Raw genomic sequence first — 26,356 nt, 5'->3', positions numbered from 1 at the left:
CTAATTTAAGCTTTATTACTGTTATTCATTTTATGCTTCAATTTTTTTATAAATATGATTGCTAAAGCACCTCCTAAAAATGAAACAATACAGTTGATAATAAATAACCAACTATGAAATGTTTCATTCTTCATTATAGAAAAAGGATTAAAGCCCAAGCGTCCAAAAGACTTAATTAAGAATATACTACCAAAAACACCAGCAATTGTATTGCCTATTAAACCAAACGAATATTTTTTTAAGGCATAACCAGCACTATTTGCACCAATTATACCTATAAGAATACTAATTAAGGAAATTAAAGTATCTGTCATAACATTGGCTTTAAATTAATGACCATAATCCATTTTATCAATTTTCCCACCCATTAACCTTTTTTGGATAATCATGTATACAAAAAGAAGAATGAAACCTATAATTCCCCAATTTAAGGCTACAGACAAACCATACTCCGAAGCCGAAGTGTTATATATGGTTAAAGACTCGTTAACGTTATTAATAGACGGTAAAATTACTGGAAATAACGATGCTAGAGAAGAGGTTATACCACCTAAAACCAATAAGGTTGAAAATGTAAAACCGTAGCTCTCTTTTTTTAATTTTTTAATAAAAAATAAGCCAACTAAGCCTGTTAGATATATAATAGGAAAAATTATTAAATAAGGTCTATTTATAAAATTGTCTAAAGCATTTGGGTTTACTTTTAACCATACAATTATAGAGAAAATGGTAAGTATTGCAAGCGCAATATTTAGTTTAAAAATAACACCTTTTAGTTTGTTGTTTATAGACGAATTGGTTTTTAAAATAATCCAATTGGCACCGTGTATTGCTAGTGTAACAACAGATATTACACCTATAATAATTGTAAACCAATCTATAATCCCTGGTGTTTTACTAAGTGGGCTAAATGTGCTATCCCATAAGGGTAAGAAAAAGTAATGACCTTCGTAAGTAGAGACTCCGTTTTCTACACCACCTAAATTTACACCTCTAACTATATTACCTAAAGCAATACCAAAAAATAAGGCTAGTAATAAACTTGCTACTCCAAAGGATTTATCCCAAATGTCTTTCCACATTTGATAGTTAAACTGTCCTCTAAACTCTAATCCAATAGCTCTAAAGATAATTAACCACAATACTATTATTAGTGGTAGATAAAAGCCACTAAATACCGAAGCATAAAATGTAGGAAATGCCATAAAAAGCATACCACCTGCGGCTACTAGCCAAACTTCGTTAGAATCCCAAAATAAACCAGCAGACTTAGCTATAACTTCTTTATCCTCTTCTTTTTTAGCAAAGAATAAATGAATAATTCCAGTTCCAAAGTCGTAACCATCTAAAATAAAAAACATAACTAAAACAATAGCTATTATTATGTACCAAAATACTTCCATAATTTAATGTGTTTGAGGTTTAGGGCCTTGGTTTATAGTTTTACCAACTAAGACTAGAAATAATAAACCTAGCAGCATATACAAAGCCACAAAGCCAAGTAAAGTAAATAAGGTGTTACCAGATGAAACTGTTGGAGAAATACCATCGCTTGTTCTTAATAAACCATATACTAAATAAGGCTGTCTGCCTAACTCTGCAACATACCAACCAGTAATATTTGCTATGTATGGAAACGGAACTAAAAACATAATAACCCAAAGTAATGTTTTAGAGGTGTATAGTTTCTTGCGCCATAAAAATAAAAGCGCTAATGCCATAACACCTATAAATATAGTGCCTAAACCAACCATTATGTGATAGGAGTAATACAGTGCAGGAATATTATCTGGTAGTTCTTCTTTTTCAAATTGATCCATTCCTGGGATTTGTTTATCCCATTCTTGATGCGTTAGAAAACTTAATACATTAGGTACTGCAATTTTATTATCTAACTTTTTTTCTACCATATTTGGCTGCCCAATCAATACAATTTCGGCACCAGCTTCTTCGGTTTCAAAAATACCTTCCATAGCTGCAAAAGAAGCCGGTTGGTATTTTGCTACATTTTTAGCATTCCAGTCTCCTGTTGGAAAAGCCAATAGAATACTAGAAACTAATCCAAAAACTACTCCTGTTTTTAAAAATAACTGTCCGTATTGGGTTTGCTTATTCCTTAGAATATAAAAGGCACCTATACTTGCTACAACAAAAGAAGAGGTAACAACAGATGCTAATTGATTGTGTAAGAATGCTGGCAGAAGCCAAGGATTAGTAAATAATGCCGAAAAGTTTTGTAATACAAATTTACCATTATCTAAAATTTCGTAACCTACAGGATGCTGCATCCAAGCGTTGGTTGCTAGAATAAACCAACCACTTGCCCAAGAGCCTAAAAAGACTAGAAATCCGGTTAGGAAATGTAGCTTTTGTCCCATTAGTTTTTCTCCAAATATAAAGAGCGCTAAAAAAGAAGATTCTAAAAAGAAGGAGAACATGCCTTCCATTGCTAGGGTCTGACCAATAATACCACCTGTTAATTCAGAAAATTTAGCCCAATTGGTGCCAAATTGAAACTCCATAGGAATTCCTGTTACAACACCCATTGTAAAATTGATAGCAAAAATTTTCATGAAAAATTTTGCAGCATTATTATATTTTTCAATGTTATTTCTAAGGTATTTCCATTTAAAATAGACTATCAATAACGATAATCCCATGGTTAATTGTGGAAATATATAGTGAAAAGTGATAGTAAATGCGAATTGCAATCTATCGTAAAAGATCATGTCTTCCATACTCTTGTTTTAGACTATAAAAATACGACAGACAGAGCAATCTTAATGTAACATTTATTACAAATAAATAATTAATATTGCTGTTTTTAATGGCTATTATTTTAAATGTTTTCTACTCAAGTTTTAATACTGTTAGTTCGTATAAAGTTTTCTTCAGGATTAATATTTTTAAATTTTTTGAAGTTTCGTTTAACGGTCTTGTGTATGATTAGTGGCGTGTTTAAGTACCTAATTTAGCAAATAAAAACCGAATAGAAAATTCGCTAGAATTTTCGTAAGTAGGCGAGAACTAGCAATTAAATATACACGTCTTAAGTTTGTATTATCCTTAAATTAGATAAATAAACAGAAAGCACAAAAGAGAGGATTAAGGTTATTATACACGCAGAGACTTAGATCTCGTCAACATTGAAAATCACCTCTCTTTTCTACACAGATTTCGTACAGTTCTATGAGGCTTTAAGACCTCGCTTTTAAGTCGTTGAAACTCGCGTAGATTGTCCTTTCAAAAAACATTTTCTTATGAATAAAGATATAAAATATTTTGGAATTGACATTAGTTATTTAGTATTTGATGTTACCGATTCTGATGGTAATTACTATCAGTTTAAAAACAATGTGGGAGGCTTTAGGAAGTTTACAAAACTATAGAATACTTATAGTCATTGTGTAATGGAAGCTACAGGTTATTATCATTATCAATTAGCATATTATTTGTTAGAGTCTAGTATAAAATTGTCTGTAGAGAATCCATTATCTGTTAAACGATTTATACAGATGAAGCTATCAAAAATCAAGACAGACAAGAGCGATTCTAAGCTTATTTGTGAGTATGCTCAGAAAGTAGAATTAAAGCTTTGGCAAGGTAATTCTAAGAATGAAATAGAATGTTTTCAAATTACCCGAGCGCTTTCTATCTATACTAAACAAAGTACAATGATAAAAAACAAATTGCATGGAGAAACTGTTTTGGGAGCGCCCAGTAAAGCAGTCGTAAGATCCTTAAAACGCAGTTTAAAATACCTTGGTAAAGAAAAAAAAAACTTAGAGGATAAGTTGTTGGCCTTAGTGAACCTAACTCATCAAGATCTATTAACTCGTTTAAAAACGATTCCAAGTATTGGTCCAAAAACATCTATTATGCTAATAGTTTTAACAGGAGGTTTTGATCGCTTTAAAAGCGCAAGTGAATTATGTAGTTATGCAGGATTAACACCAGTAATTAAACAAAGTGGAAGTAGTGTAAAAGGGCGACCAAGAATTAGTAAAATGGGTAATCAAAAGCTTCGTAATTTATTATTTATGTGCAGCCTTAATGCATGTAAATGTAATAAAGCTTGTCGAGAACTTTATGAGCGAATAGTTGCAAAAGGAAAGAGTAAAAAATTAGCATTAATTGCAATTTGTAATAAGCTATTAAAACAAGCTTTTGCTATTGCTAAATCAGGATTAATATATGATGAAAGCTATAGAAGTGTTTTAGTGAAAAATTAATGGGATTTTACTTGTTTTTCACCACAGTACTTTGTTACCCAACGTTTTTATTTCGGTTATATAATTCAGTTTCCTTTCTTTCAAAAGCAGGTTTTGCTATAATTCCTTCCCAATTTTTATCTAATTTTTCTAAAGAATTTTATCATTGGTTGGTCATAATGAAGCACAACAAGGGAATAAAGATCGGTAGTTTGCTTTTTTTTATAATTTATTTGTTTTGAGTAAACGGCTTAATTATGGGTAACGTAACGGTTTTGTATAATTTAAGTTAGCTTTATTTACTTTTATTCCGTTAATTATTATTTCGTTTTTCAATTTCGACATAGTTTTTAATTCCGCCGTTGGATTCCACTCTCTTAAAATCAATTCGTTTTTATCAATTTTTATGATTGACCAAAAAATTCGTGAATAACCTAATCCGAATTTGTCGAATTGATATTCGTAATATATATATATATATTATTTGTTCGGTGAATTTGAGTCGGAAAGGATTATCAAATCAGATTCATTTAGAGGGTGTTCCGAATTAAAAGCTTCCACAACATCATTCAAATTCGAGTTGATTTTAATGCCAATTCCGATAATTCCAGCGGAGAGTCCTAATTATTTAGAAAATTATTAAAGAAGCAACGTCCCCTGCGAGAGACGTTGCTAAGAAAAAAGTAGAGTGATTTCATGCTGCAAAAACTAACATAGATAGACGTTGCAGAGTAAAAAAAGTTAACTAATTTATTGTTTTGGTTTCATTGAAGAAATGATTGTCTTATTATCCGGACCATACACTTCCCACGATTTAATGGACGTTTCATCTAGTCGCTTTAAAGTGAATTTATATTTAGTGGAATATAACCCAGTAGCATAACCCGGAGAAACTAGAACCGTCGTTTCCTTCCCACTAATTTTTTCTGTACCTGTAGATTTTTCATTTGTCCAAGCCATACCAAATTCTGCAGACATTTCAAACTTCACCGGGCTGGCCTCGCCTGTACCACCAGTTACCGAAACAGAAAAACTTTCTGTTCTAGAATTAGATTCCGATTCGGTAATACCGGAAGAGTAATAATATTTTATTTCGATTTCGTTATTATTTCCAGAGTTATCGGATTTGTCTATCTCAAGTATATATGATTCCTTAATTAGCTTGTAGAATGGTGAATACTTTATTTTTTCTGTATTAGTCAGTCCATTATCCTTTATAATAAAAGCAGGTAAATATTCAAACTCAGATGCAAAAGGCTTATCAGTTTTTGGATAAACCGGATTGCCATTAGACCAAGTAATTTCTAAGTTCGGTTTTTTATTGCTGGTTTCAGCATTAATTGAAGGAGTTCGCATGTTATATCCTTTTGCTTTCCATAAAACAATATTGCTTAAGCTGGGGGAATTAGCAGCATAGGTATACGTTACATTTCCAAAATTGCCATTACTTAAATGTTTAGCGCCCGAAAATGCTTTATTCCAATAAGAATTCTTAATAGTAAAGCCTTTACTGCTGTTGGGAATAAAAAGCCATTTCTGCCCTTTTTTTGCATCAAAATACATATTAACTACAGGATCTAAATCGTCGTAGCCACTCATGTTTAATGGTTTACCAGTATATTGATTGATAATATAATATTGCTCATAAGAAGTACCATCCAACCACACTGGTTGATCGCCAGTAGGTAAAATAAGCCACTGTTGCATCATTTTTGTATAGCCAGTATGTTTTCTATTATACCAATAAGTATTATCCATATCGCCGCTGCCGCTGACTGATAAAACATGGTCTTTGCCTGGTTTAATTACTTCTAATTGATACACATCACCAGTTGGGTTTTTGATATTGGGTAGATCATCGGTTCTTTGCCATTGTGTAGGATTAATTTCTACTTGTGCTTTAACTTCATTTACTCCGCTGCTCAAAAAGCAAATGACGAACAGAGAGATTTTAATGCAATTATTTAACATACAATTATTTTTATTGGTTAATACGAGACGATTGAATTATAATATCTGTGAAACTAATAATTAATTTTAAAGTGCACAATAATATCATACGTCAAACGAAGTTCGACTATTTATTTTACAATGTCAAGTTTATAAAAATCAAAACAGCCAAAACAAAATAGGTTTTGGCTGTTAAATCTAAATTAGATTAAATTAAATACTGTTTGTTAGCTTAATGTATTAATAATCTTCAATACTGTTAGTTTGTATAAGATTTTATTCAGAATTAATATTTTTAATTTTTTTGAAGTTTCATTTGCTGCCTTTTTTTAGGCATAAATAAGGCTTTCACTTCTATTCAAAGCATCTTCCTTTGTTTCTGAAGTGAATTTAGATGTTATAGAAATATATCCGTTTTTTGAATTTATATCAATCAAATTAGCGTCTGAATGATCCATCCAAACACCTAAATTGTTATTTGTTTTCATTAAACTTTAGTATCTTTTAATGTTCTTTTGAATAAGTTTCTAATATCTTATTTAGAGAATCTAAATAGTCTTTTAGTGCTTTGTTATTTACTTCTTTTTCTGTTTTTAATAAAAAGTTTCTTGGTATTTCATCTATGTATTTAATTAGTTCTGGATGTTCCTCTTGAATTTTTATGGTTGTCAATCGGATATTTTCATTAAGTTCATTTTGAGATTCCATTTCTGTGATTTTCTAAAAATTAAAAGTATCTTTTATTTAAAGATTTTTTTGATAAATGCTATATAGACTTAACGTTTATAGCATGTTGGTTTATATTTTTCTTTGTGTTTTTTTCTATGGGATGGCTATATATCTTGTTTTTAGCGATTCTCATTTTTCGTTTTGCTGTTTTTTTATGGTTGACTCACCAATCTTATACTCTTTGTTTAGTTGATTGGTATTACCAGTCGGGTTTGTTGGATTTGTTTGTTCTTTTAAATTTCTTTCTGTCTTTAATCACTCCCATGTTTGTTGTTTTAATTGTTCAATGATAGTATACAGCTTTAATGCTTAAACATTGCTAATACTATCTTAAAATCAGTAACTTATGGTTAATTAACTTAACCGTTAACGTTAGGTTTAATTAATATTTTTTATTTGACGTGATTATTGTTACGTCTAACTTCTCTGTTATTCTGTAAACATGGAAGTTTAGAGTTTTGTACTTAAAGGACGTTCTACATTATAGCTAATATTTTGTTCTATAAAACCGTTTAAATATTCTATACCAACGTTAAATAAAATTCGATTATTTATATTAAAAACTCAAGTTTATAAAAATCAAAACAGCCAAAACAAAATAGGTTTTGGCTGTTAAATTTATAGTAATAAAATACTGTTTATTTCTTCTCGGCAGTAAGCTCACAAATTTTACAAATTACTTCGGTTGCTTTTATCATACTCTCTACAGGTACGTACTCGTAACGGCCATGAAAATTATGTCCTCCTGCAAAAATATTTGGACAAGGTAAACCCATGTAACTTAATTGAGAACCATCTGTTCCACCACGAATGGCTTTAATTAATGGCGTAATACCTAATTGTTTCATTGCTTCTTCGGCAATATCTACAATATGCATTACAGGCTCTACTTTTTCCTTCATATTAAAATATTGATCTTTAATCTCAATTTCAATAACTTCTCTTCCGTATTGGCTATTTAACTCTTTAGTTAACTTTTGCATTACTTCTTTTCTAGCTTCAAAATGTCCAAGATCATGATCACGAATAATATACTCTAGCTTCGTGCTTTCAACCTCTCCTTTAATAGAATACAGGTGAAAGAAACCTTGGTAGCCTTCTGTATGTTCTGGTGTTTCCATGCGTGGTAAAGAGTTTATAAACTCTGTAGCAATGTACATAGAGTTTACCATTTTACCTTTTGCATAACCAGGATGCACTATTTTACCTTTTACGGTAACTACAGCTCCTGCAGCATTAAAGTTTTCGTATTCAAGTTCTCCAATTTGGCTACCATCCATTGTGTAAGCCCAATCTGCACCAAATTTTTCTACATCAAATTTGTGTGCGCCACGACCAATTTCTTCGTCTGGTGTAAAACCAACTTTAACGTCACCATGTTTTATTTGCGGATTAGCAATAAGATATTCCATAGCAGAAATAATCTCTGTAATTCCAGCTTTATCATCTGCTCCTAAAAGCGTTGTACCATCTGTTGTAATTAAGGTCTGACCTTTGTAAAGTAATAAATCGTCGAAATAATCTGGAGATAATACAATGTTTTCGGCTTCGTTAAGCATAATGTCTTTACCATCGTAGCTCTCAATAATTTGAGGTTTTACGTTAGCACCAGTAAAATCTGGAGTCGTGTCAAAATGCGAAATAAAACCAATAGTTGGTGTGTCGTAGTCTACATTACTAGGTAAAGTTGCCATAATATAAGCGTTTTCATCTATAGAAACATCGCTCATGCCAATAGCTTTTAATTCTTCGACTAGCGCGTTTGCTAAATCCCATTGTTTGGCAGTACTTGGTGTTGTGTCGCTTTCTGGATCAGATTCTGTATCAACAGTTACATAACCTACAAAGCGTTTTATTATATCTTGTTTAGAAATCATTTTATCAATGTTTTGTTTTATGAATTCGAGTGAGTGAACTTAATAACTCTTTAGAGTTTCAAAGTTACAATTATTAAGTTTTTTGGCTTTTGAATTGTTCATCTTTTTTTTTAGAAGTATTTTTGTACAAACATTATTAGATGTACAAATTACTACTAAGACCATTATTTTTTCTTTTCGATCCCGAAAAAATTCATTATTTCACTTTTTCATTAGTAAAATTCACTTCAAAAATTCCTGGAGTAGCAGCTTTATATAGAAGTCTATTTCTTATTGAAGATGCTAAACTAGAACGTAAGCTTTTTGGTTTAACCTTTAAAAATCCAGTAGGATTAGCAGCGGGTTTCGATAAAAATGCGGTGTTGTATAACGAATTAGCAAACTTTGGTTTCGGCTTTATAGAAATAGGAACTGTTACACCAAAAGGACAAGCTGGGAATCCTAAAAAACGTTTGTTTAGACTTAAAGACGATAAAGGAATTATTAATAGAATGGGTTTTAATAATGAAGGACTCCAAGCTGCCATAACACAACTTAAAAAGAATAAAGGCAAGTTAATTATTGGAGGAAATATTGGTAAAAACACGCAAACAAAACCCGAAGATTATACTAAGGATTATTTAGAATGTTTTAATGCATTACATCCTTACGTCGATTATTTTGTACTTAATGTAAGCTGCCCAAATGTTGGTAGCCATGCAAAATTAAATGATAAAGATTATTTGTTAGAATTGATTGGTGCTGTGCAAACAGCAAATAAAACATTTGATAAGCAAAGACCAATACTTTTAAAAATTGCTCCAGATTTAAATAACGGACAATTAGACGAAATTATAGAATTAGTTGCCGAAACAAACCTAGATGGTGTAATTGCAAGTAATACTTCTAACGATAGATCGGGTTTAAAAGCTTCGGAAGAAAGGCTTGCCGAAATAGGAAACGGAGGATTAAGCGGACAACCCGTTTTAGAAAAATCGACACAGGTTATTAAATACTTATCTGATAAGAGTAAGCAATCCTTTCCAATTATTGGAGTAGGTGGAATACACTCTGCCGAAGATGCTTTAGCAAAAATTGAAGCAGGAGCAGACTTAGTACAAATTTATACAGGTTTTATATACGAAGGACCTTCGCTTATTAAAAAAATAAATAAGGCAATCTTAAAAGACTTTTAAGTGAATTACGATATACTTATAGCGTTTATAATAGCGACTTCGGTTTTAGCGATCTCACCAGGGCCAGACAATATTTATGTTTTAATGCAAAGTATTGTAAACGGAACAAAATATGGTCTAGCAACTGTTTGTGGGCTAATTTTTGGTTGTTTGTTTCATACTACTTTAGTCGCGTTTGGAGTGTCTGCTATTATTAAAGAAAATGATACTTTATTTTTTGCTATTAAATGCTTAGGAGCCGGCTATTTGTTATACTTGGCTTATAAAGTATATAAAAGTGATGCAAAAGTGGATTTAAATAGTGATGCTGTACCCAAAAAAAGCATGTTGCAATTGTTTAAGCAAGGTGTAATTATGAATGTGCTTAACCCTAAAGTTTCAATTTTCTTTCTAGCTTTTTTTCCAGGGTTTTTATATTCTGAAACCTTAAGTTCTGTAAAGCAGTTTTATGTTTTAGGCTTGTTGTTTATGGCTACTTCATTTGTAATATTCTCAATAATAGCAATTTTGGCAGGTTCAATTTCTACGTATTTAAAATCTCATAAAAATATTGGAGTTGTTTTAAAATGGTTACAAATAGTGGTGTTTGTTGGTATTGCTATTTTTATTCTCTTTTCAGAAAAATAGAGTACTATAATTTCAGGAGTAATAGTAGCAAGTTTGGCTATGCCATTTGGTATTTTTTTAGGAGAATTAATTTTACCGTAATCTATAAAGAATAAAAAGTTGTAAACGACTAATCTTTTTTATCTTTGAATTTAATATGAAAGACCACGTTAAAGTTATAGAATGTCCAAGAGATGCCATGCAAGGCATAAAAGCTTTTATTCCCACGGAAAAGAAGGTGCAATACATTCAATCTTTACTTCGCGTAGGTTTCGATACTATCGACTTTGGAAGCTTTGTATCACCAAAAGCAATACCGCAAATGGTAGATACAAGAGCGGTGTTATCTCAATTAGATTTAAGTAAAACAACCAGTAAGCTATTAGCTATTATAGCTAATACTCGTGGAGCAGAAGATGCTTGTAAGCATCCGGAAATAGATTATTTGGGTTATCCGTTTTCTATATCTGAGAATTTTCAAATGCGTAACACACACAAAACTATAGCACAATCGGTAGTAACTTTACAAGAGATTTTAAATAAAGCAGACCAAGTAAATAAAGAGGTTGTGGTTTATATTTCTATGGGTTTTGGTAATCCTTATGGAGATCCATGGAGTGTAGAAATTGTAGGAGAGTGGACAGAACGTTTAAGTAAAATGGGTGTTAAAATTCTTTCTTTAAGCGATACTGTTGGGACTTCTAATCCAGAAAATATAGACTATTTATTTTCTAATTTAATTTCAGCTTATAAGGGTATAGAATTTGGTGCACATTTGCATACGACACCTACTACTTGGTTCGAAAAAATAGATGCAGCTTATAACGCAGGTTGCCGCAGATTTGATGGAGCAATACAAGGTTTTGGTGGTTGCCCAATGGCAAAAGATGAGCTTACAGGTAATATGCCAACTGAAAAATTACTCTCGTACTTAACAACTAAAAAAGTTTCAGATTTACATGCTATGGCTTTTGAGAGTAGTTATAATGAAGCGACTAAGATCTTCACTAAATATCATTAAGTAAAAACACTTTCTTTTCATAGAGGTGCTTGTTCTCACTATTCAGTTTTTTATTTCAAATGAAATAATTTAACACTATATAATTCATTGTATTTTAAATATTTACATCTAATTTTGTTTCTTTATTTAAAATTGTTCTAAATAAACTTGCACGAACTACTTTTCATTTCTATTTTTGCACTCGAAAATATAATTATTTATAATTAGTCTTAATAAGAATAAAGTAAATTTACAATGAAAAAAGCAATTTCAATTTTAACAATTTTAGTCAGTGCATTAGCTTTCGCACAAACAGCTCCAGATTCTTTATCTGTTAGCCCTCAATTACAACAAAATGCAGCACAACGCATTCTGTCTGGAAATATCAATTCAGGAGTTACTGTAGGTGGTTATGGAGAAATTACATACAACCAACCAGAATCTAAAAACGGAGAATTAGACGTACAACGTTTAGTATTATTATTTGGTTACAAGTTTAGTGATAAAGTGCAGTTTGTTACAGAAGTAGAATTAGAACATGTAGAAGAAGTGTTTGTAGAGCAAGCGTTTGTGCAATATAAGTTAGGCGAAAACATAAATGCACGTGGTGGTTTAATGTTAATTCCAATGGGAATTACCAACGAATACCACGAACCAACAACCTTTAATGGAGTAGAGCGCCCAAGTGTAGATGGTAGTATTGTACCAACAACTTGGCGAGAAATTGGAGTAGGAGTACAAGGTCGTTTTAACGAGATTTCTTTAGGATACCAAGCCTATGTATTTAACGGATTTCAATCTGTAAACGGAACGAAAGTATTAGGAGGAAGCAACGGTTTACGTAATGGTCGTCAAAAAGGAATTAAATCAACAGTAGATTCTCCAAACTTATCTGCAAAAGTAGATTATTATGGTCTTCCAGGTTTACGTTTAGGTTTAGCAGGATACTTTGGTAGAACCCAAGCAGAAGACGATGTAGAGAAAATAGATGGATCGAGTATTGGTATTTCTATGGTTGGCTTAGACGCAAGATATGCATACAGACGCATTACAGCAAGAGGACAATTTATTCATGCAAGTCTAACCGATACCGAAGATTATAACACTTTAAACAGTGCCGATTTAGGTAGCGCATTACAAGGTTGGTATTTAGAAGGTGCATACAATTTATTGCCATTAGCTAAAGAGCAACAGCTATTTGCTTTTGCTAGATATAGCGATTATGATACGCATGCTTCTGTAGCTGGTGGATTAGCAAAAAATGAGAGTTATAATAGAGACGAATGGACGTTTGGTTTAAGTTTTAAAATGGCTCCTGGAGCTGTGTTAAAAGGAGATTACCAATTAAAAGGTAATGCGTTAGATAATTCTGATACTGTTGGCCAATTAAACGTTGGGTTAGGTGTTTGGTTTTAAAATACAATTGTCATTGCGAGGAGTAAGCGACGTGGGAATCTCATAAAAATGAAACAACAACACAATTTTTTAAGTGCCTTATAGCTAATGCCGAAAATATATTTTTTCACATTAGCTATTTGGCATTTTAATTGCTTAATAAAATAAATAATCAATACTTTTGAAAAATGTACTTTAAAAAGATTTCAATATTAGTTTTTGCATTAACTTTTCTGTCTTTCGGATTGCCTAAAAACATACAGAAGAAAGTAGATAAAGAGATTAAAAGTGCTTTCGAAATTGAAAACTTTTCTTTCGAATCTAAGACTATTACTTCAGAGATTGTAAGTACATTACCTTCAGTTTTTGGCAAGGATAATTTCTTCAGTATAAAAAATAACAATAAACTTCTAGGCTATGCTTACGTGTCTAAGGCACCAAGTAAAACCGATGAGTTTGATTATTTAGTGCTTTTAGACGCGAACTTAATTGTAAAAAAAGCTAAAATATTAGTCTATAGAGAAGATTATGGTGGAGAAATAGGAAGCAAACGTTGGTTAAAACAATTTATAGGTAAAACTAAAACCGATGAGCTACGTTATAATGATACTGTTGTTGCAATTTCTGGAGCAACCATTTCTGTTCGTGCTATGACTACTGCAATGAACGATCTCTTACAGTCATTAAAAATACTTAACGAAAAAGGAATTTTATAATGCAAAACCTAAACGGACTCCTTTATACTTTCCCTAGAGAAATAAAATTATTGCTTACTGCATTTGTAATAGTATTAAGTGTTGGTTTTTTTACGGGTTTACTATTTGTAAATAATACGTCTTCTGTTAACCCAAATGGTATTCAAGAGCAATATTTAGGGAATGAAGATAATGAGGAAGCTGTAGAGATGAAGTTTAAAAAAACGGATAAACACATGCTAAATATTGTGCATAGTCACATATTATCTATGGCATTAATATTCTTTTTAATGGGTTTAATATTAAGTACAACACAGCTTAATTATAAATTAAAAGTCTTCTTAATGGTAGAGCCATTTCTTTCTGTAATTTTAACTTTTGGAGGTGTTTATTTCCTTTGGAAAGGTATCACCTGGATGAAATATGTGGTTATGGTTTCTGGTGCTTTTATGACTATAAGTTACTCGCTTTCTGCTTTTATTATTTTAAAACAATTACTTATTTCTAAAAATAAATAAATCGTATTTTATGCTTATATTTTGAGTCAAATACTCAAAATATCAATGAAACAATTGCTTTTATTATTCTATTCTTTTTTAATTTTTCGTCTCAAGCTCAGGAATGGAGATCTCTTAGTTGTTATAAAAAAAAAACAACAAAACAAGAAACCTTTTCGAAATCTAATTGGTTAAAAAAAGATATAAAGCATAACACGGTTGTGTAGCAAAATGCTAATAGGTCTAATCTAGAAAATAATCTACCACAAGCTTATATTACAATAAAATAACAGCGAGGCTTTTATGCTTGATATTATAGCGAGATTTTAAAAAAAAGGACATGGTGTTGTTTGTCTTTTAATGGCTAATTTTGTTTCAAATAAATTAACATAATCTTTATTTAGTAGCCGAAAATGTATTTCCTGTTTTTAGAAAAAAGCTGTTTAGATTAAACCTTGATAGTTTTTCTAAGCTTTTTATAATGAGTTTTTAATACCTTATTTTTAATATTGTTAAAAGGTATTTTAAAAATGATATTTAGAGGGGAATATTATTATATATATATCTTAATAATGCTTACCTTTACGCGCAATTAATTCCAATTGCAATGACAGCACACGAAAACAAGATAGTAGGTGAAGGTTTAACTTACGACGATGTACTATTAGTACCAGCTTTTTCTGAAGTTCTACCAAGAGAAGTCAATATTCAAACAAAATTTACACGTAACATTACTATTAACGTTCCTATTGTATCTGCAGCGATGGATACAGTTACAGAAAGTAGAATGGCAATTGCTATGGCTAGAGAAGGAGGAATAGGTGTTTTACATAAAAACATGACTATCGAAGAGCAAGCAGCTAAAGTTCGTAAAGTTAAACGTGCAGAAAGCGGTATGATTATCGATCCTGTTACATTACCTCTTACTGCTGTGGTTTCAGATGCTAAAAATGCCATGCGCGAACATAGTATTGGAGGTATTCCAATTGTAGATGATAACGGTAGGTTAAAAGGAATTGTAACGAATAGAGATTTACGTTTCGAACACGAAAACAATAGACCTATTGTTGAGGTGATGACGAGCGAAAACCTAATAACAGCTCCAGAAGGTACAAGTTTAAAAGGTGCCGAAATAATTCTTCAGAAAAATAAAATCGAAAAACTTTTAATAGTTAAAGATGATATTTTAGTTGGTTTAATTACGTTTAGAGATATTACTAAAGTAACTCAAAAACCAATAGCAAATAAAGATACTTATGGTAGATTACGTGTTGCAGCAGCTATTGGTGTAACAGGTGATGCGGTAGATAGAGCAGCAGCTTTAGTAAATGCAGGAGTAGATGCTATAATTATAGATACAGCACATGGTCACACAAAAGGTGTGGTAAATGTATTAAAAGAAGTAAAAGCAAAGTTTCCAAATTTGGATGTAGTTGTTGGAAATATAGCAACAGCAGAAGCTGCTAAATATTTAGTTGAAGCAGGAGCAGATGCCGTTAAAGTTGGTATTGGACCAGGTTCTATTTGTACAACACGTGTAGTTGCAGGTGTAGGTTTTCCTCAGTTTTCGGCAGTATTAGAAGTTGCAGCAGCTATAAAAGGCTCTGGAGTTCCAGTAATTGCAGATGGAGGAATTAGATACACAGGAGATATACCAAAAGCAATTGCAGCAGGTGCAGATACAGTAATGCTAGGTTCGTTATTAGCTGGGACTAAAGAATCTCCAGGAGAAACTATTATATATGAAGGACGTAAATTTAAGTCGTATCGTGGAATGGGCTCTGTAGAAGCTATGAAACAAGGTAGTAAAGACCGTTATTTCCAAGACGTAGAAGACGATATTAAAAAACTAGTACCAGAAGGTATTGTAGGTCGCGTACCTTATAAAGGTGAGCTAGATGAAAGTATCCACCAATTTATTGGAGGCTTAAGAGCAGGAATGGGATACTGTGGAGCTAAAGATATAGCAACGCTTCAAGAAACTGGAAGGTTTGTGAAAATTACAGCTTCTGGAATTAACGAAAGTCACCCACACGATGTAACCATTACAAAAGAATCTCCTAACTATTCTAGATAGAGTTTTAGGTTTATATACTATTGAAAAAGCACAACTTATGGTTGTGTTTTTTTTTTTTTTTTTTTTGAGATTCTTAAAACTGAAATAATTAGATGTTTTGGATAATTCATAAGCTAAATATAATGTTAAGCTCTTTTTGTTTTATTTATTAAAGATTCTGTCAGTGTTTCTATTAAAAGATCTCTCTGACTATAAATTGCATTCCATTGTTTTACGGTCCATGTTTCTGATTTAGTTAGAAACCAACCACGTGCTATAATATTTCTTAATTCGGAATATTTTTTGGCTCCAATCATTTCATTTTAAGATAATATTTTTTGTCTGATTATATTTTGCTCTGGATTAAAAGATAAAGCCGTTTGTATTTCGCCTATTATAGATTCGGGTATGGTTGATTGTGAGTAAAGTGTATTAACCAATAACAGCAGTGTAATTAATTTAAATTTCATGTCCGTATTAAGATAATAGACAATAATTCAATTACTAAATATTTAACTTTAAGCTAAAATATTTTAACAGTATAATACTTTAAAATATTAATGCTTACTTTGTTTAATAAGGATTTACAAGAGTTTTTTATGTGAAGAGATGAGGTAAGCTAAGAATGTTTAAAATAATGCATTACTCAGTATAAACTTGACCACGATGAGGTTTTAATACATCTCTAACTGGTTTCATTTCATCTTCATTAACAACCATAAATGCAATGGCATGAAAATCGGTAATGGTTTCAAAACCAGTAATGTTTAAACTTAAATTCTCAATAGAAATGTACTCTTTTAAATGAATTTCGTGATGTTGGGCTATTTTTAAACCATCAGGCCCTTTAAAATCCCATATTAATTTTAATTTACGCATGTTCTACAGAAGTGCCTTTTTCGGCAAAGTTTTTAAAATCGTTAAGGTACACCATAGATTGCTTTTTAAAAGACTTGGGTGCTAACAAAGTCATAAAATGCATAAAGAAATTTGTAGGTATAAATTCACTTTTACAAATCCATTTGGTATAGCCTTCTTGAGTTTGGTTAAAATAATTATGTTGTATGTTATGCATCCCTTTTGTATCATAGATTACATGTAATTCGCTAGTAGAAACATTTTCGGTAATGGTTTCAAGAAGCGTCATTTTACGTTTCCCAAAACTATAATTAAGCTTCATTTTAGCTCCAATTCTTCCAGGATCTCCAGAAACATGCTCAACACTCTCTAAGCCACGTTGCCAATGTTTCTTGTTTTCGAGACTATCCAATTTTTTTATAAACAGTTCAAGAGGAACTTCTACAATAATTTGCGAAGTGTATTTCATTTTAATTCAAATTAATGGAGTAAAATTATACAAATTAATAGTAGTAGTTATTAAAATTACGCTAAATGATTTTTTTATTCGTTAAAAGGAAACTAATAGCAGTATCTTGAAGCATTATATTAAACAAACAAGCAATTGTCACTACAATAAACATTCTTTATCTATCGTTTGGTATTGTACTTGTATTATAGGCTAATATTGTTATTTTTGTAGCACTTTAGAATATTTATATATGATTAAGAAACGAGCATGTTAAAAATATTATCATTTATAGAAATGATAAACAATAAACAGTCCCGAAGCTTCGGAAACTATTAAAAACAATTAATAAAAACACATGAAATTTAAACACCTATCATTAATTTTTGCTTTTATTTTCACATCAGTATCCTTAGTACAAGCTCAGGATAAAGAAGTTCTTTTTACAATTGATAAAGCACCAGTTTATGCTTCTGAATTTATTAGAGTTTACAATAAAAATTTAGACTTAGTTAAAGACGAATCTCAAAAAGACATCGATGGCTATTTAAAACTCTTTATTAATTACAAGCTTAAATTACAAGAAGCAAAACGCTTAGAATTAGATAAAAAACCAAGCTATTTACGTGAATTCGAAAGTTATAAAAATCAATTAGCTAAAAATTATTTAACAGATAATAAGGTAACAGATGCCTTAGTTGAAGAAGCCCATAATAGATTAAAAACCGAAGTTAATGCAAGTCACGTTCTAGTAAGAATAGACGAAAATGCAAGTCCAAAAGATACGTTAGCAGCATACAATGAAATTGTAAAACTAAGAGAGCGTGTTATAAACGAAGATTATAAGGTTGTGCAAAAAGATGTGCATAATGGTAAAACTATTTTTGCCGAAGATTTAGGTTATTTTTCAGCATTTAAAATGGTGTATCCTTTCGAGAATGCTGCCTTTAATACTAATGTAGGCGAAGTGTCCCAACCATTTAGAACGCGTTTTGGATATCATGTAGTTATCGTTTTTAATAAACGAGAAGCCAGAGGCGAAGTTTCTGTTGCGCATATAATGATTAAAACAGAAAAGGAAAACGATACCGAAAGTGAAACTAAAATTAACGAAATTTATAAACGTATTCAACAAGGAGAGGCGTTCGATGCTTTAGCAAAACAATTATCTGAAGATAAAAGCACTTCAAGTAAAGGAGGATTATTAAAACCATTCTCTAGCGGAGAAATTAGTGCTCAAGAATTCGAAGATGTAGCATTCAATTTAAAAAATATCGATGATGTTTCTAAACCTTTTAAAACCCAATTTGGGTGGCATATTGTAAAACTTAAGGCTAAAAAAGGAATTCAACCTTTGGCAGAAATGAAGCCACAACTAGAATCTAAAATTAAGCGAGATTCTAGATCTAAAGTTATTAACGACTCTAGAATTAAAGTATTAAAAGCAAAATATACTGTTACAGAAAGTGCTACTGATCTAAGCTATTTTAAAGAGATCCTAAATAAAGACTACTTTAATAATAGATGGAGTTTACCTTCAAGTTTTGATGCAGAAAAAACGTTTATTAAAATTGAAGATAAAACATTAAGTTATAACGATTTTGGTCAGTTTTTAATTAAAAATCAAAAGAGTTACAGTAATAGGACTTCAGCAATATCTGTTATTGTGGATAAGATTTATGAGACTTTTTTAGAAAATGAATTACAAAAATATCAAGAAGATAATTTAATTACAGAAAATAGTGACTACGCTCAAATTGTTGGAGAATATAGAGATGGTTTATTGTTATTTGATTTAATGGAAACCGAAATATGGAACGTTGCCAAAAACGATTCTGTTGCACTCGAAAAATATTATAACTCACATAAAAGTAGTTATTTTTTTTCAGAACGTGTAGATGTAGTAGTGGCTTCTTCGGCTAAAAAAAGCATTATAAAAAAGATAGCAAAATTAATGAAGAAAGGTGCAGATATTGAAGCTATTAAAAACTTAATCAATACTAAAGACCAGGTTAACGTTAGTTTTTCTTCAGGAGAAATGGATGGAAAGCATCAAGCATTACCAGAGCAATTCAGCTTTAAAAAAGGAGTATCTAAAGTTTATAAGCATAATGATGGCTATATTGTAGCCAATGTAAAGAGTGTTTTGTCTAAAACGCCAAAAACGTTTAAGGAGGCTAAAGGCAGAGTCACTAGTGATTACCAGTCTTTTAAAGAAGAAAATTGGCTTAAAGAATTAGCATTTAAATACACAATAAAAGTTAATCAAGACGTTTTAAGTACTATAAAACAAACTCTAAAAAAATAATATGTTAAAGCGAATTGTATTGTATGTAATTATTGCTTTGGCTTTTGCTTCATGCGAATATTTTAAGCAAGCCGAAAGTCAAGATGCAATTGCTAGAGTTAATGAAACCTATTTATATAAACAAGATATAAAAAACGCGCTCCCCGAGAATTACACAAAGCAAGATAGCACTGTTATAGTAAACAATTTTATTAATAATTGGGCAACTGAACAATTGTTGGTTCAAGGTGCTACTTTAAATTTAGACGAAAACACCCAAAACGAATTTAACGGTTTAATAGACCAATACAGAAACGATTTATACAGTAAAGCCTATTTAGAAGCTTTAGTTTATAAAAATTTGGATACTGCAGTCTCTACTATAGAAGCCACAAAATACTACGAAGAAAACAAGCAAGCTTTTAAACTTAATGAAAACCTTATAAAATTCAGATATATTAATATAGAAGAGAATAGACTAGATTTTAGTGACGTCAAGAAGAAATTTAAACGTTTTAATACTAAAGATAAACGCGAGTTAGATTCTATAGCAATTCAATTTAAGTCCTATTCATTAAACGATTCGGTTTGGATAAGATTAGATCAAGTTATTACTAAAATACCGACAGTTACTACAGATAATAAAAATGAACTGTTAAAAAAATCTAATTTTATACAAAGCAAAGATTCATTAGGACTATATTTGATGCAAATTAACGATGTCCTACTTAGAAATGCCGAAGCACCTTTAGAATATGTGCGACCAACAATTAAGCAAATAGTAGTAAACAAACGTAAGTTAGAACTAGTAAGACAACTGGAAAAGGATATTACAAAAGATGCAATTAAAAACAAACAATTTGAAATTTACAATTAATTTGAAACACATAATAGCAGTTTGCTTAACACTTTTTGTAGCTAATGGAATGTTAGCTCAGGAAATTATTGACGAAACACCTATAGTAGAAAAGGTAGAAGACAGTATTAAACCAACAACTAACATTAAAGTAGATGGCGTATCTGCTGTGGTTGGAGACTATATTATTTTAGAATCTGATATCGATAAAACATATTTACAATTAAAAGCGCAAGGTGGAGATCCTTCTGCAATTTCTAGATGTCAATTATTTGGAAAACTTTTAGAAGATAAATTATATGCGCATCATGCAATACAAGATAGTATTGTTATTAATGATGCCGAAATACGCTCTTATGTTAATCAACAATTAGAACAAATTAAGCAACAAGTTGGTGGCGAAATGCAACAAGTTCTTGATTTTTATAAGAAAGCGGACGAACAGAGTTTAAGAGACGAGATGTTCGAAATTAATAAAGCACAGAAATTAGGAGCAGAAATGCAACGTAAAATTATTGACGAGATTGAGGTGACTCCAGAAGAAGTACGTCAGTTTTTTAATAAAATACCTAAAGAGCAACGTCCTACATTTGGAACAGAGCTTAAAGTAGCACAAATAGTACTTAAGCCAGAACCAACACAAGCTGAGATAGATAATGTAATTGTTAAGCTTAAAGCTATAAAAAGAGACGTAGAAGAAAACGGAGCAAATTTTAGATCTAAAGCTTTATTTAATTCAGACGATCCAGGTTCTAAGAAAAATGGAGGAGCATTACCACCAATGAATAGGTCTAGACCTAAAATGGTAAAAGAGTTTAGAGAGGTTGCTTTTTCTTTACAAGAAGGTGAGATTTCAGAACCTTTTAAAACACAATATGGTTACCATATTATATTACTAGAGAAAATTAGAGGTCAAGAATACGATGTTAGACACATATTAATGATTCCTGAGGTAGCAGAAAGTTCTGTAAAAGATGCAAAAGATAAAATTGAAGAAACTAAGAAAAATATTGAAGAAGGTAACATTACTTTTGCAGATGCAGCAAGAGAAGTTAGTGACGAAGTAGAAACTAAGTTTCAAGGCGGTCAATTAATTAATCCTGCAACACAAGATTATAATTTTGAATTAACTAAAATGGATACAGAAATCTATGTAAAAATTCAAGATTTACCAAACAATACAGTTTCAGACGTTATTGTAGATAGAGATGAAATTGGAAATGTACAATTCAAGATTCTTACAGTTACAGATAGAATAGATGAACATGAAGCAAATTATTCTCGAGATTATCTTAAAATTAAAGAATTAGCACTTAACGAAAAACGTTTGGACGCTATTGGTAAATGGCAAGAAGAAAAAATACAAGACACTTACATTAAAATAAGTGGTGATTATAGAGATTGCGATTTTACTAACAATTGGCTTAAAAAATAATCTAGAAGAAAAAGAATGTCAGACGTAGCAGCTATCAACCAATTAGTAATTAAGTATAACGCATTAAGACAAGAGATTGCAAAAGTAATTGTAGGTCAAGACGATGTTGTTAATCAAATATTAATTTCCATTTTTTCTGGAGGACATGCCTTATTAATTGGTGTTCCTGGTTTAGCAAAAACGTTAATGGTAAATACCATTGCACAAACTTTAGGATTAGATTTTAAACGTATTCAGTTTACGCCAGATTTAATGCCTAGTGATATTCTTGGAAGTGAAATTCTAGACGAAAGCCGAAACTTTAAATTTATAAAAGGTCCAATATTCGCTAATATTATTTTAGCAGATGAAATAAACCGTACACCTCCTAAAACGCAAGCTGCTTTACTTGAAGCTATGCAAGAAAGATCTGTAACAGTTGCAGGGCATAATTACAAATTAGATTTACCATACTTTGTATTAGCAACACAGAATCCAATTGAGCAAGAAGGAACCTATCCTTTACCAGAAGCACAATTAGACCGTTTTATGTTTGCTATTAATTTAGATTACCCAACTTTCGATGAAGAGGTACAAGTAGTAAAAGCAACAACAAGCGATGCCAAACCAACTGTAAATGCATTATTTAATGCACAAGAAATTATAGATTTTCAGCAATTAATTCGCAGAATTCCTGTAGCAGATAATGTTATAGAATATGCTGTAAAAATGGTCGCTAAAACCAGACCAAACAAAGATACAGCTGCAGACTTAGTAAAGCAGTATATAGATTGGGGAGCAGGACCAAGAGCATCTCAAAACTTAATTTTAGCAGCAAAAACGCACGCTGCAATTAATGGTAAGTTTTCTCCAGATATTGAAAACGTACAAGCAGTAGCTACAAGTATTTTGCGTCATAGGATTATTAAAAATTATAAAGCTGAAGCTGAAGGTGTAAGTGAAGAGCAGATTATTCAAAGTCTGTTTTAAATGAAAGCTAAACAGTTTGTTCTCCCATTAGTTATCTTCATATTGGGAATCATCCTTACTATTATAGGTGCTTTATTCAAAATTCAGCATTGGCCATATGCACCGCAAATTCTAACATTAGGAACAATTGTAGAAGTTATTGGTTTACTCCTTTTAATAGTTGTGTTAATCAAGTATTTTTTTAAGAAATAGTCAATAACTATTCATTAATAGTAAAATATTATTTTGCAAATAGACTCCTTGTAGATAAACTAAATAGCATTTCTTATTAATATGGTATTTTTTAAACATTCAAATTACCATTTTAATAAAAAATAGCACCATTAAATTAATAATATTGAATTATTCGCAAACGTTTTCGTATTGCGTTACAAATTTTTAAATTCTTCAATATTTCGTACTTTTGAATTCCAATTTTAATCAAATATTTAATGTTATTTAAACATTAAATATATTTAGAATATGGAAAACATTAAAGCTTACTAACACAGCCTTAAAAGCTGCATAAAAACAGAACTAATTCTATTATATGAACATTTATAACGATTACCTTAAGCAGATCGAGAACCGAAAAGAGCAAGGGCTTCGCCCTCAACCAATTGATGGTGCTGAATTACTTAGCCAAATCATTGATCAAATTAAAGATTTAGATAACGAGCATAGAGAAGGTTCTCTTAACTTTTTTATCTATAACGTTTTACCTGGTACCACTAGTGCTGCTGGTGTTAAAGCAAAATTTTTAAAAGAGATTATTTTAGGGGAATCTGTAGTAAAAGAGATAACACCTACTTTTGCTCTCGAGCAATTATCACACATGAAAGGTGGACCTTCTGTAAAGGTATTGTTAGATATAGCTTTAGGTAATGATGCTGATTTAGCAAAACAGTCTGCTGAAATTTTAAAAACACAAGTTTTTCTTTACGAAGCAGATACAGATCGTTTAGAAGATGCTTTTAAAAATGGAAGTAAAATAGCAAAAGGTATTATTGAAAGCTACGCTAAAGCTGAGTTTTTTACTAAGCTTCCAGAAATAGACGAAACAATAGATGTAGTTACTTATGTTGCTGGTGTTGGTGATATTTCAACAGATTTATTATCTCCTGGAGGAGATGCGCATTCAAGATCAGATCGTGAATTACATGGTCAATGTATGTTTGAGCATAATAAAGACATGCAAAATGAATTACTAGCTTTAAAAGAACAACATCCTGATAAGCGTGTAATGCTAATTGCAGAAAAAGGAACAATGGGAGTTGGTTCTTCTAGAATGTCTGGTGTAAACAATGTGGCTTTATGGACAGGTGTTCCTTTTAGTCAATATGTACCATTTATTAATTTTGCTCCAGTAATTGCAGGTACTAATGGTATTGCTCCAATTTTCTTAACAACAGTAGGTGTAACAGGTGGTATAGGTTTAGATCTTAAAAACTGGGTACAACAAAAAGATGCAGAAGGAAATACTGTTAGAGATGAAAATGGTGAGCCAATATTAAAAGAAACGTATTCTGTAGCTACAGGTACAATTCTTACAATTAATACAAAAGAGAAAAAATTATATAACGGAGATAAAGAACTTAAAGATATTTCTGCAGCATTTACACCACAAAAAATGGAGTTTATGAAAGCAGGAGGTTCTTATGCTGTTGTTTTTGGTAAAAAATTACAAACATTTGCAGCAAAAACTTTAGGAATTGAAGCTCCTCAAGTATATGCTACTGCAAAAGAAGTGTCTATTGAAGGACAAGGATTAACAGCAGTTGAGAAAATATTCAATAAAAATGCAGTAGGAACTTCAGGAGCAACTTTACATGCTGGTTCTTACGTTCGTGCTGAAGTAAATATTGTGGGTTCTCAAGATACTACAGGATTAATGACGTCTCAAGAATTAGAGATGATGGCTGCTACAGTTATTTCTCCAATAGTTGATGGTGCATACCAATCTGGTTGTCATACAGCTTCTGTTTGGGATGATAAGTCTAAAGCTAATATTCCAAGATTAATGAGCTTCATGAACGACTTTGGTTTAATTACAGGTCGTGATCCAAAAGGAAAGTACTTTCCAATGACAGATGTTATTCATAAAGTATTAAACGATATTACAGTAGGAGATTGGGACATCATTATTGGTGGAGATTCTCATACACGTATGTCTAAAGGTGTTGCTTTTGGAGCAGATTCTGGTACTGTAGCATTAGCATTAGCTACGGGTGAGGCAAGTATGCCAATTCCCGAATCGGTTAAAGTAACTTTTAAAGGAGAAATGAAATCGTATATGGATTTCCGCGATGTTGTTCACGCAACACAATCTCAAATGTTAAAGCAATTTGGTGGTGAAAACGTATTCCAAGGTCGTGTTATTGAAGTACACATTGGAACGCTTACTGCAGATGAAGCTTTTACATTTACAGACTGGACAGCAGAAATGAAAGCAAAAGCATCTATTTGTATTTCTGAAGATGATACGTTAATTGAATCTTTAGAGATTGCAAAAGGTCGTATCCAAATCATGATTGAAAAAGGAATGGATAATGCTAAGCAAGTACTTAAAGGTTTAGTAGACAAAGCAGAAACTAGAATTATAGAGCTTAAAACGGGCATAAAACCATCTTTAAGACCAGATGCTAACGCTAAATATCATGCCGAAGTTATTATTGATTTAGATGAGATAGTAGAGCCAATGATTGCTGATCCAGATGTAAATAACGACGATGTTTCTAAACGTTACACACATGACAACATTAGACCATTATCTTACTACGGAGGAACTAAAAAAGTAGATTTAGGTTTCGTAGGATCTTGTATGGTTCACAAAGGTGATATGAAAATATTAGCTCAAATGTTAAAAAATGTAGAAGCTCAATATGGTAAAGTAGAGTTTAAAGCACCTTTAATTGTTGCACCTCCTACATATAATATTGTTGATGAGTTAAAAGCAGAAGGAGACTGGGAAGTTTTAGTAAGATACTCAGGTTTCGAGTTCGATGACAATGCACCTAAAGGAGAAGCACGTACAGGATACGAAAACATGTTATACTTAGAACGTCCAGGATGTAATTTATGTATGGGTAACCAAGAAAAAGCTGCGCCAGGAGATACTGTAATGGCGACTTCAACACGTTTATTCCAAGGTAGAGTTGTAAAAGATTCTGGAGAGAAAAAAGGTGAATCATTATTATCATCTACTCCAGTTGTAGTTTTATCTACAATTTTAGGTAGAACACCAACTATGGCAGAATATGAAGCTGCTGTTGATGGTATTGTTTTAACGAAGTTTAAACCTTCTACAAAGCAATTAGTGAGATAACATAAAGA

Annotated in this window: 21 protein-coding genes and 1 pseudogene; 13 read left to right on the top strand and 9 right to left on the bottom strand. The window is 31.4% G+C overall.

Annotated features, from left to right (window positions below; all coding sequences use genetic code 11):
• Positions 1 to 5: 5 nt before the first annotated feature.
• Genes CW733_RS07760 through CW733_RS07750 form a run of 3 tightly spaced genes read right to left on the bottom strand, consistent with a single transcriptional unit; the run spans position 6 to position 2,738 of the window.
• Complete coding sequence (locus CW733_RS07760; RefSeq protein ID WP_100996653.1) at positions 6 to 314, bottom strand: hypothetical protein; 309 nt, start codon at positions 312 to 314, stop codon at positions 6 to 8.
• A gap of 15 nt (positions 315 to 329) precedes the next feature.
• On the bottom strand, positions 330 to 1,403 hold the full coding sequence (cydB, locus tag CW733_RS07755) for a cytochrome d ubiquinol oxidase subunit II (protein ID WP_100996652.1): 1,074 nt from the start codon (positions 1,401 to 1,403) through the stop codon (positions 330 to 332).
• A gap of 3 nt (positions 1,404 to 1,406) precedes the next feature.
• The gene (locus CW733_RS07750; RefSeq protein WP_100996651.1) at positions 1,407 to 2,738 is read right to left on the bottom strand and encodes a cytochrome ubiquinol oxidase subunit I; all 1,332 of its coding nucleotides are present in this window, start codon (positions 2,736 to 2,738) and stop codon (positions 1,407 to 1,409) included.
• A gap of 522 nt (positions 2,739 to 3,260) precedes the next feature.
• Between CW733_RS07750 and CW733_RS07745 the strand changes: the two are divergent.
• Positions 3,261 to 4,232 (top strand): annotated as a pseudogene (locus tag CW733_RS07745) (IS110 family transposase).
• Positions 4,233 to 4,961: 729 nt separating this feature from the next.
• On the opposite strand, the gene CW733_RS07740 reads toward CW733_RS07745, so the two are convergent.
• The 4 genes from CW733_RS07740 to pepT all read right to left on the bottom strand — a co-directional run bounded on the left by CW733_RS07740 (position 4,962) and on the right by pepT (position 8,767).
• Positions 4,962 to 6,137, bottom strand: coding sequence for a hypothetical protein (locus tag CW733_RS07740; protein WP_100996650.1), 1,176 nt, complete (start codon positions 6,135 to 6,137; stop codon positions 4,962 to 4,964).
• Between the two features lie 353 nt (positions 6,138 to 6,490).
• Complete coding sequence (locus tag CW733_RS16440; protein ID WP_157811558.1) at positions 6,491 to 6,649, bottom strand: hypothetical protein; 159 nt, start codon at positions 6,647 to 6,649, stop codon at positions 6,491 to 6,493.
• Between the two features lie 16 nt (positions 6,650 to 6,665).
• Positions 6,666 to 6,869, bottom strand: a complete 204-nt coding sequence (locus CW733_RS07735) for a hypothetical protein (protein ID WP_100996649.1) — start codon at positions 6,867 to 6,869, stop codon at positions 6,666 to 6,668.
• A 659-nt stretch (positions 6,870 to 7,528) separates the two neighbouring features.
• On the bottom strand, positions 7,529 to 8,767 hold the full coding sequence (pepT, locus tag CW733_RS07730) for a peptidase T (protein ID WP_100996648.1): 1,239 nt from the start codon (positions 8,765 to 8,767) through the stop codon (positions 7,529 to 7,531).
• 140 nt (positions 8,768 to 8,907) lie between these two features.
• On the opposite strand from pepT, the gene CW733_RS07725 reads away from it, so the two are divergent.
• The 7 genes from CW733_RS07725 (at position 8,908) to guaB (ending at position 16,212) form a co-directional block, all read left to right on the top strand.
• Positions 8,908 to 9,942 (top strand): quinone-dependent dihydroorotate dehydrogenase, encoded by a 1,035-nt coding sequence (locus tag CW733_RS07725; RefSeq protein WP_100996647.1) that lies wholly within the window; start codon positions 8,908 to 8,910, stop codon positions 9,940 to 9,942.
• Positions 9,943 to 10,569, top strand: coding sequence for a LysE family translocator (locus tag CW733_RS07720; protein WP_100996646.1), 627 nt, complete (start codon positions 9,943 to 9,945; stop codon positions 10,567 to 10,569).
• A 136-nt stretch (positions 10,570 to 10,705) separates the two neighbouring features.
• The gene (locus CW733_RS07715; protein WP_100996645.1) at positions 10,706 to 11,569 is read left to right on the top strand and encodes a hydroxymethylglutaryl-CoA lyase; all 864 of its coding nucleotides are present in this window, start codon (positions 10,706 to 10,708) and stop codon (positions 11,567 to 11,569) included.
• A 234-nt stretch (positions 11,570 to 11,803) separates the two neighbouring features.
• The gene (locus CW733_RS07710) at positions 11,804 to 12,964 is read left to right on the top strand and encodes a hypothetical protein (RefSeq protein ID WP_100996644.1); all 1,161 of its coding nucleotides are present in this window, start codon (positions 11,804 to 11,806) and stop codon (positions 12,962 to 12,964) included.
• A 167-nt stretch (positions 12,965 to 13,131) separates the two neighbouring features.
• The gene (locus CW733_RS07705; protein WP_100996643.1) at positions 13,132 to 13,659 is read left to right on the top strand and encodes an FMN-binding protein; all 528 of its coding nucleotides are present in this window, start codon (positions 13,132 to 13,134) and stop codon (positions 13,657 to 13,659) included.
• Positions 13,659 to 14,156, top strand: coding sequence for a hypothetical protein (locus tag CW733_RS07700; protein ID WP_100996642.1), 498 nt, complete (start codon positions 13,659 to 13,661; stop codon positions 14,154 to 14,156). Before CW733_RS07705 ends, CW733_RS07700 begins: the two co-directional genes overlap by 1 nt.
• Positions 14,157 to 14,742: 586 nt before the next feature.
• A complete protein-coding gene (gene guaB / locus CW733_RS07695) occupies positions 14,743 to 16,212 on the top strand; it encodes an IMP dehydrogenase (RefSeq protein ID WP_100996641.1) in 1,470 nt (489 codons plus the stop codon).
• A 621-nt stretch (positions 16,213 to 16,833) separates the two neighbouring features.
• Here the strand turns inward: guaB and CW733_RS07690 are convergent.
• A complete protein-coding gene (locus tag CW733_RS07690; protein WP_100996640.1) occupies positions 16,834 to 17,070 on the bottom strand; it encodes a hypothetical protein in 237 nt (78 codons plus the stop codon).
• Positions 17,063 to 17,518: an SRPBCC family protein gene (locus tag CW733_RS07685; protein WP_100996639.1), complete on the bottom strand. Its 456-nt coding sequence runs from the start codon at positions 17,516 to 17,518 to the stop codon at positions 17,063 to 17,065. The genes CW733_RS07690 and CW733_RS07685 overlap by 8 nt, the downstream gene beginning before the upstream one ends.
• Positions 17,519 to 17,855: 337 nt before the next feature.
• Between CW733_RS07685 and CW733_RS07680 the strand changes: the two genes are divergently transcribed.
• The 5 genes from CW733_RS07680 to CW733_RS07655 all read left to right on the top strand — a co-directional run bounded on the left by CW733_RS07680 (position 17,856) and on the right by CW733_RS07655 (position 26,348).
• On the top strand, positions 17,856 to 19,805 hold the full coding sequence (locus CW733_RS07680; protein ID WP_100996638.1) for a peptidylprolyl isomerase: 1,950 nt from the start codon (positions 17,856 to 17,858) through the stop codon (positions 19,803 to 19,805).
• Between the two features lies 1 nt (position 19,806).
• Positions 19,807 to 20,661, top strand: a complete 855-nt coding sequence (locus CW733_RS07675) for a peptidylprolyl isomerase (RefSeq protein ID WP_100996637.1) — start codon at positions 19,807 to 19,809, stop codon at positions 20,659 to 20,661.
• Positions 20,624 to 22,075, top strand: a complete 1,452-nt coding sequence (locus CW733_RS07670) for a peptidylprolyl isomerase (protein ID WP_100996636.1) — start codon at positions 20,624 to 20,626, stop codon at positions 22,073 to 22,075. The genes CW733_RS07675 and CW733_RS07670 overlap by 38 nt, the downstream gene beginning before the upstream one ends.
• 15 nt (positions 22,076 to 22,090) lie before the next feature.
• Entirely contained in the window at positions 22,091 to 23,044 is a 954-nt protein-coding gene (locus CW733_RS07665) for a MoxR family ATPase (protein WP_100996635.1), read from the top strand.
• Between the two features lie 529 nt (positions 23,045 to 23,573).
• Positions 23,574 to 26,348, top strand: coding sequence for a bifunctional aconitate hydratase 2/2-methylisocitrate dehydratase (locus CW733_RS07655; protein WP_100996633.1), 2,775 nt, complete (start codon positions 23,574 to 23,576; stop codon positions 26,346 to 26,348).
• Positions 26,349 to 26,356: the final 8 nt, after the last annotated feature.

The organism is Lacinutrix sp. Bg11-31, assembly GCF_002831665.1.
Lineage (GTDB): Bacteria > Bacteroidota > Bacteroidia > Flavobacteriales > Flavobacteriaceae > Lacinutrix.
Note: the sequence above shows the minus strand (reverse complement) of the source record. Positions and strands in the feature narration are given on the sequence as shown.

Bases quoted from the DNA above. Each gene is read 5' to 3' on its own strand.
- CW733_RS07705 (WP_100996643.1), top strand. From the start codon at position 13,132: ATGTACTTTAAAAAGATTTCAATATTAGTTTTTGCATTAACTTTTCTG.
- CW733_RS07700 (WP_100996642.1), top strand. From the start codon at position 13,659: ATGCAAAACCTAAACGGACTCCTTTATACTTTCCCTAGAGAAATAAAA.
- CW733_RS07655 (WP_100996633.1), top strand. From the start codon at position 23,574: ATGAACATTTATAACGATTACCTTAAGCAGATCGAGAACCGAAAAGAG.
- CW733_RS07675 (WP_100996637.1), top strand. From the start codon at position 19,807: ATGTTAAAGCGAATTGTATTGTATGTAATTATTGCTTTGGCTTTTGCT.
- pepT (WP_100996648.1), bottom strand. From the start codon at position 8,767: ATGATTTCTAAACAAGATATAATAAAACGCTTTGTAGGTTATGTAACT.
- CW733_RS07715 (WP_100996645.1), top strand. From the start codon at position 10,706: ATGAAAGACCACGTTAAAGTTATAGAATGTCCAAGAGATGCCATGCAA.
- CW733_RS16440 (WP_157811558.1), bottom strand. From the start codon at position 6,649: ATGAAAACAAATAACAATTTAGGTGTTTGGATGGATCATTCAGACGCT.
- CW733_RS07735 (WP_100996649.1), bottom strand. From the start codon at position 6,869: ATGGAATCTCAAAATGAACTTAATGAAAATATCCGATTGACAACCATA.
- CW733_RS07760 (WP_100996653.1), bottom strand. From the start codon at position 314: ATGACAGATACTTTAATTTCCTTAATTAGTATTCTTATAGGTATAATT.
- CW733_RS07665 (WP_100996635.1), top strand. From the start codon at position 22,091: ATGTCAGACGTAGCAGCTATCAACCAATTAGTAATTAAGTATAACGCA.
- CW733_RS07725 (WP_100996647.1), top strand. From the start codon at position 8,908: ATGTACAAATTACTACTAAGACCATTATTTTTTCTTTTCGATCCCGAA.
- CW733_RS07670 (WP_100996636.1), top strand. From the start codon at position 20,624: ATGCAATTAAAAACAAACAATTTGAAATTTACAATTAATTTGAAACAC.
- CW733_RS07680 (WP_100996638.1), top strand. From the start codon at position 17,856: ATGAAATTTAAACACCTATCATTAATTTTTGCTTTTATTTTCACATCA.
- CW733_RS07750 (WP_100996651.1), bottom strand. From the start codon at position 2,738: ATGGAAGACATGATCTTTTACGATAGATTGCAATTCGCATTTACTATC.
- CW733_RS07710 (WP_100996644.1), top strand. From the start codon at position 11,804: ATGAAAAAAGCAATTTCAATTTTAACAATTTTAGTCAGTGCATTAGCT.
- CW733_RS07685 (WP_100996639.1), bottom strand. From the start codon at position 17,518: ATGAAATACACTTCGCAAATTATTGTAGAAGTTCCTCTTGAACTGTTT.
- cydB (WP_100996652.1), bottom strand. From the start codon at position 1,403: ATGGAAGTATTTTGGTACATAATAATAGCTATTGTTTTAGTTATGTTT.
- guaB (WP_100996641.1), top strand. From the start codon at position 14,743: ATGACAGCACACGAAAACAAGATAGTAGGTGAAGGTTTAACTTACGAC.
- CW733_RS07690 (WP_100996640.1), bottom strand. From the start codon at position 17,070: ATGCGTAAATTAAAATTAATATGGGATTTTAAAGGGCCTGATGGTTTA.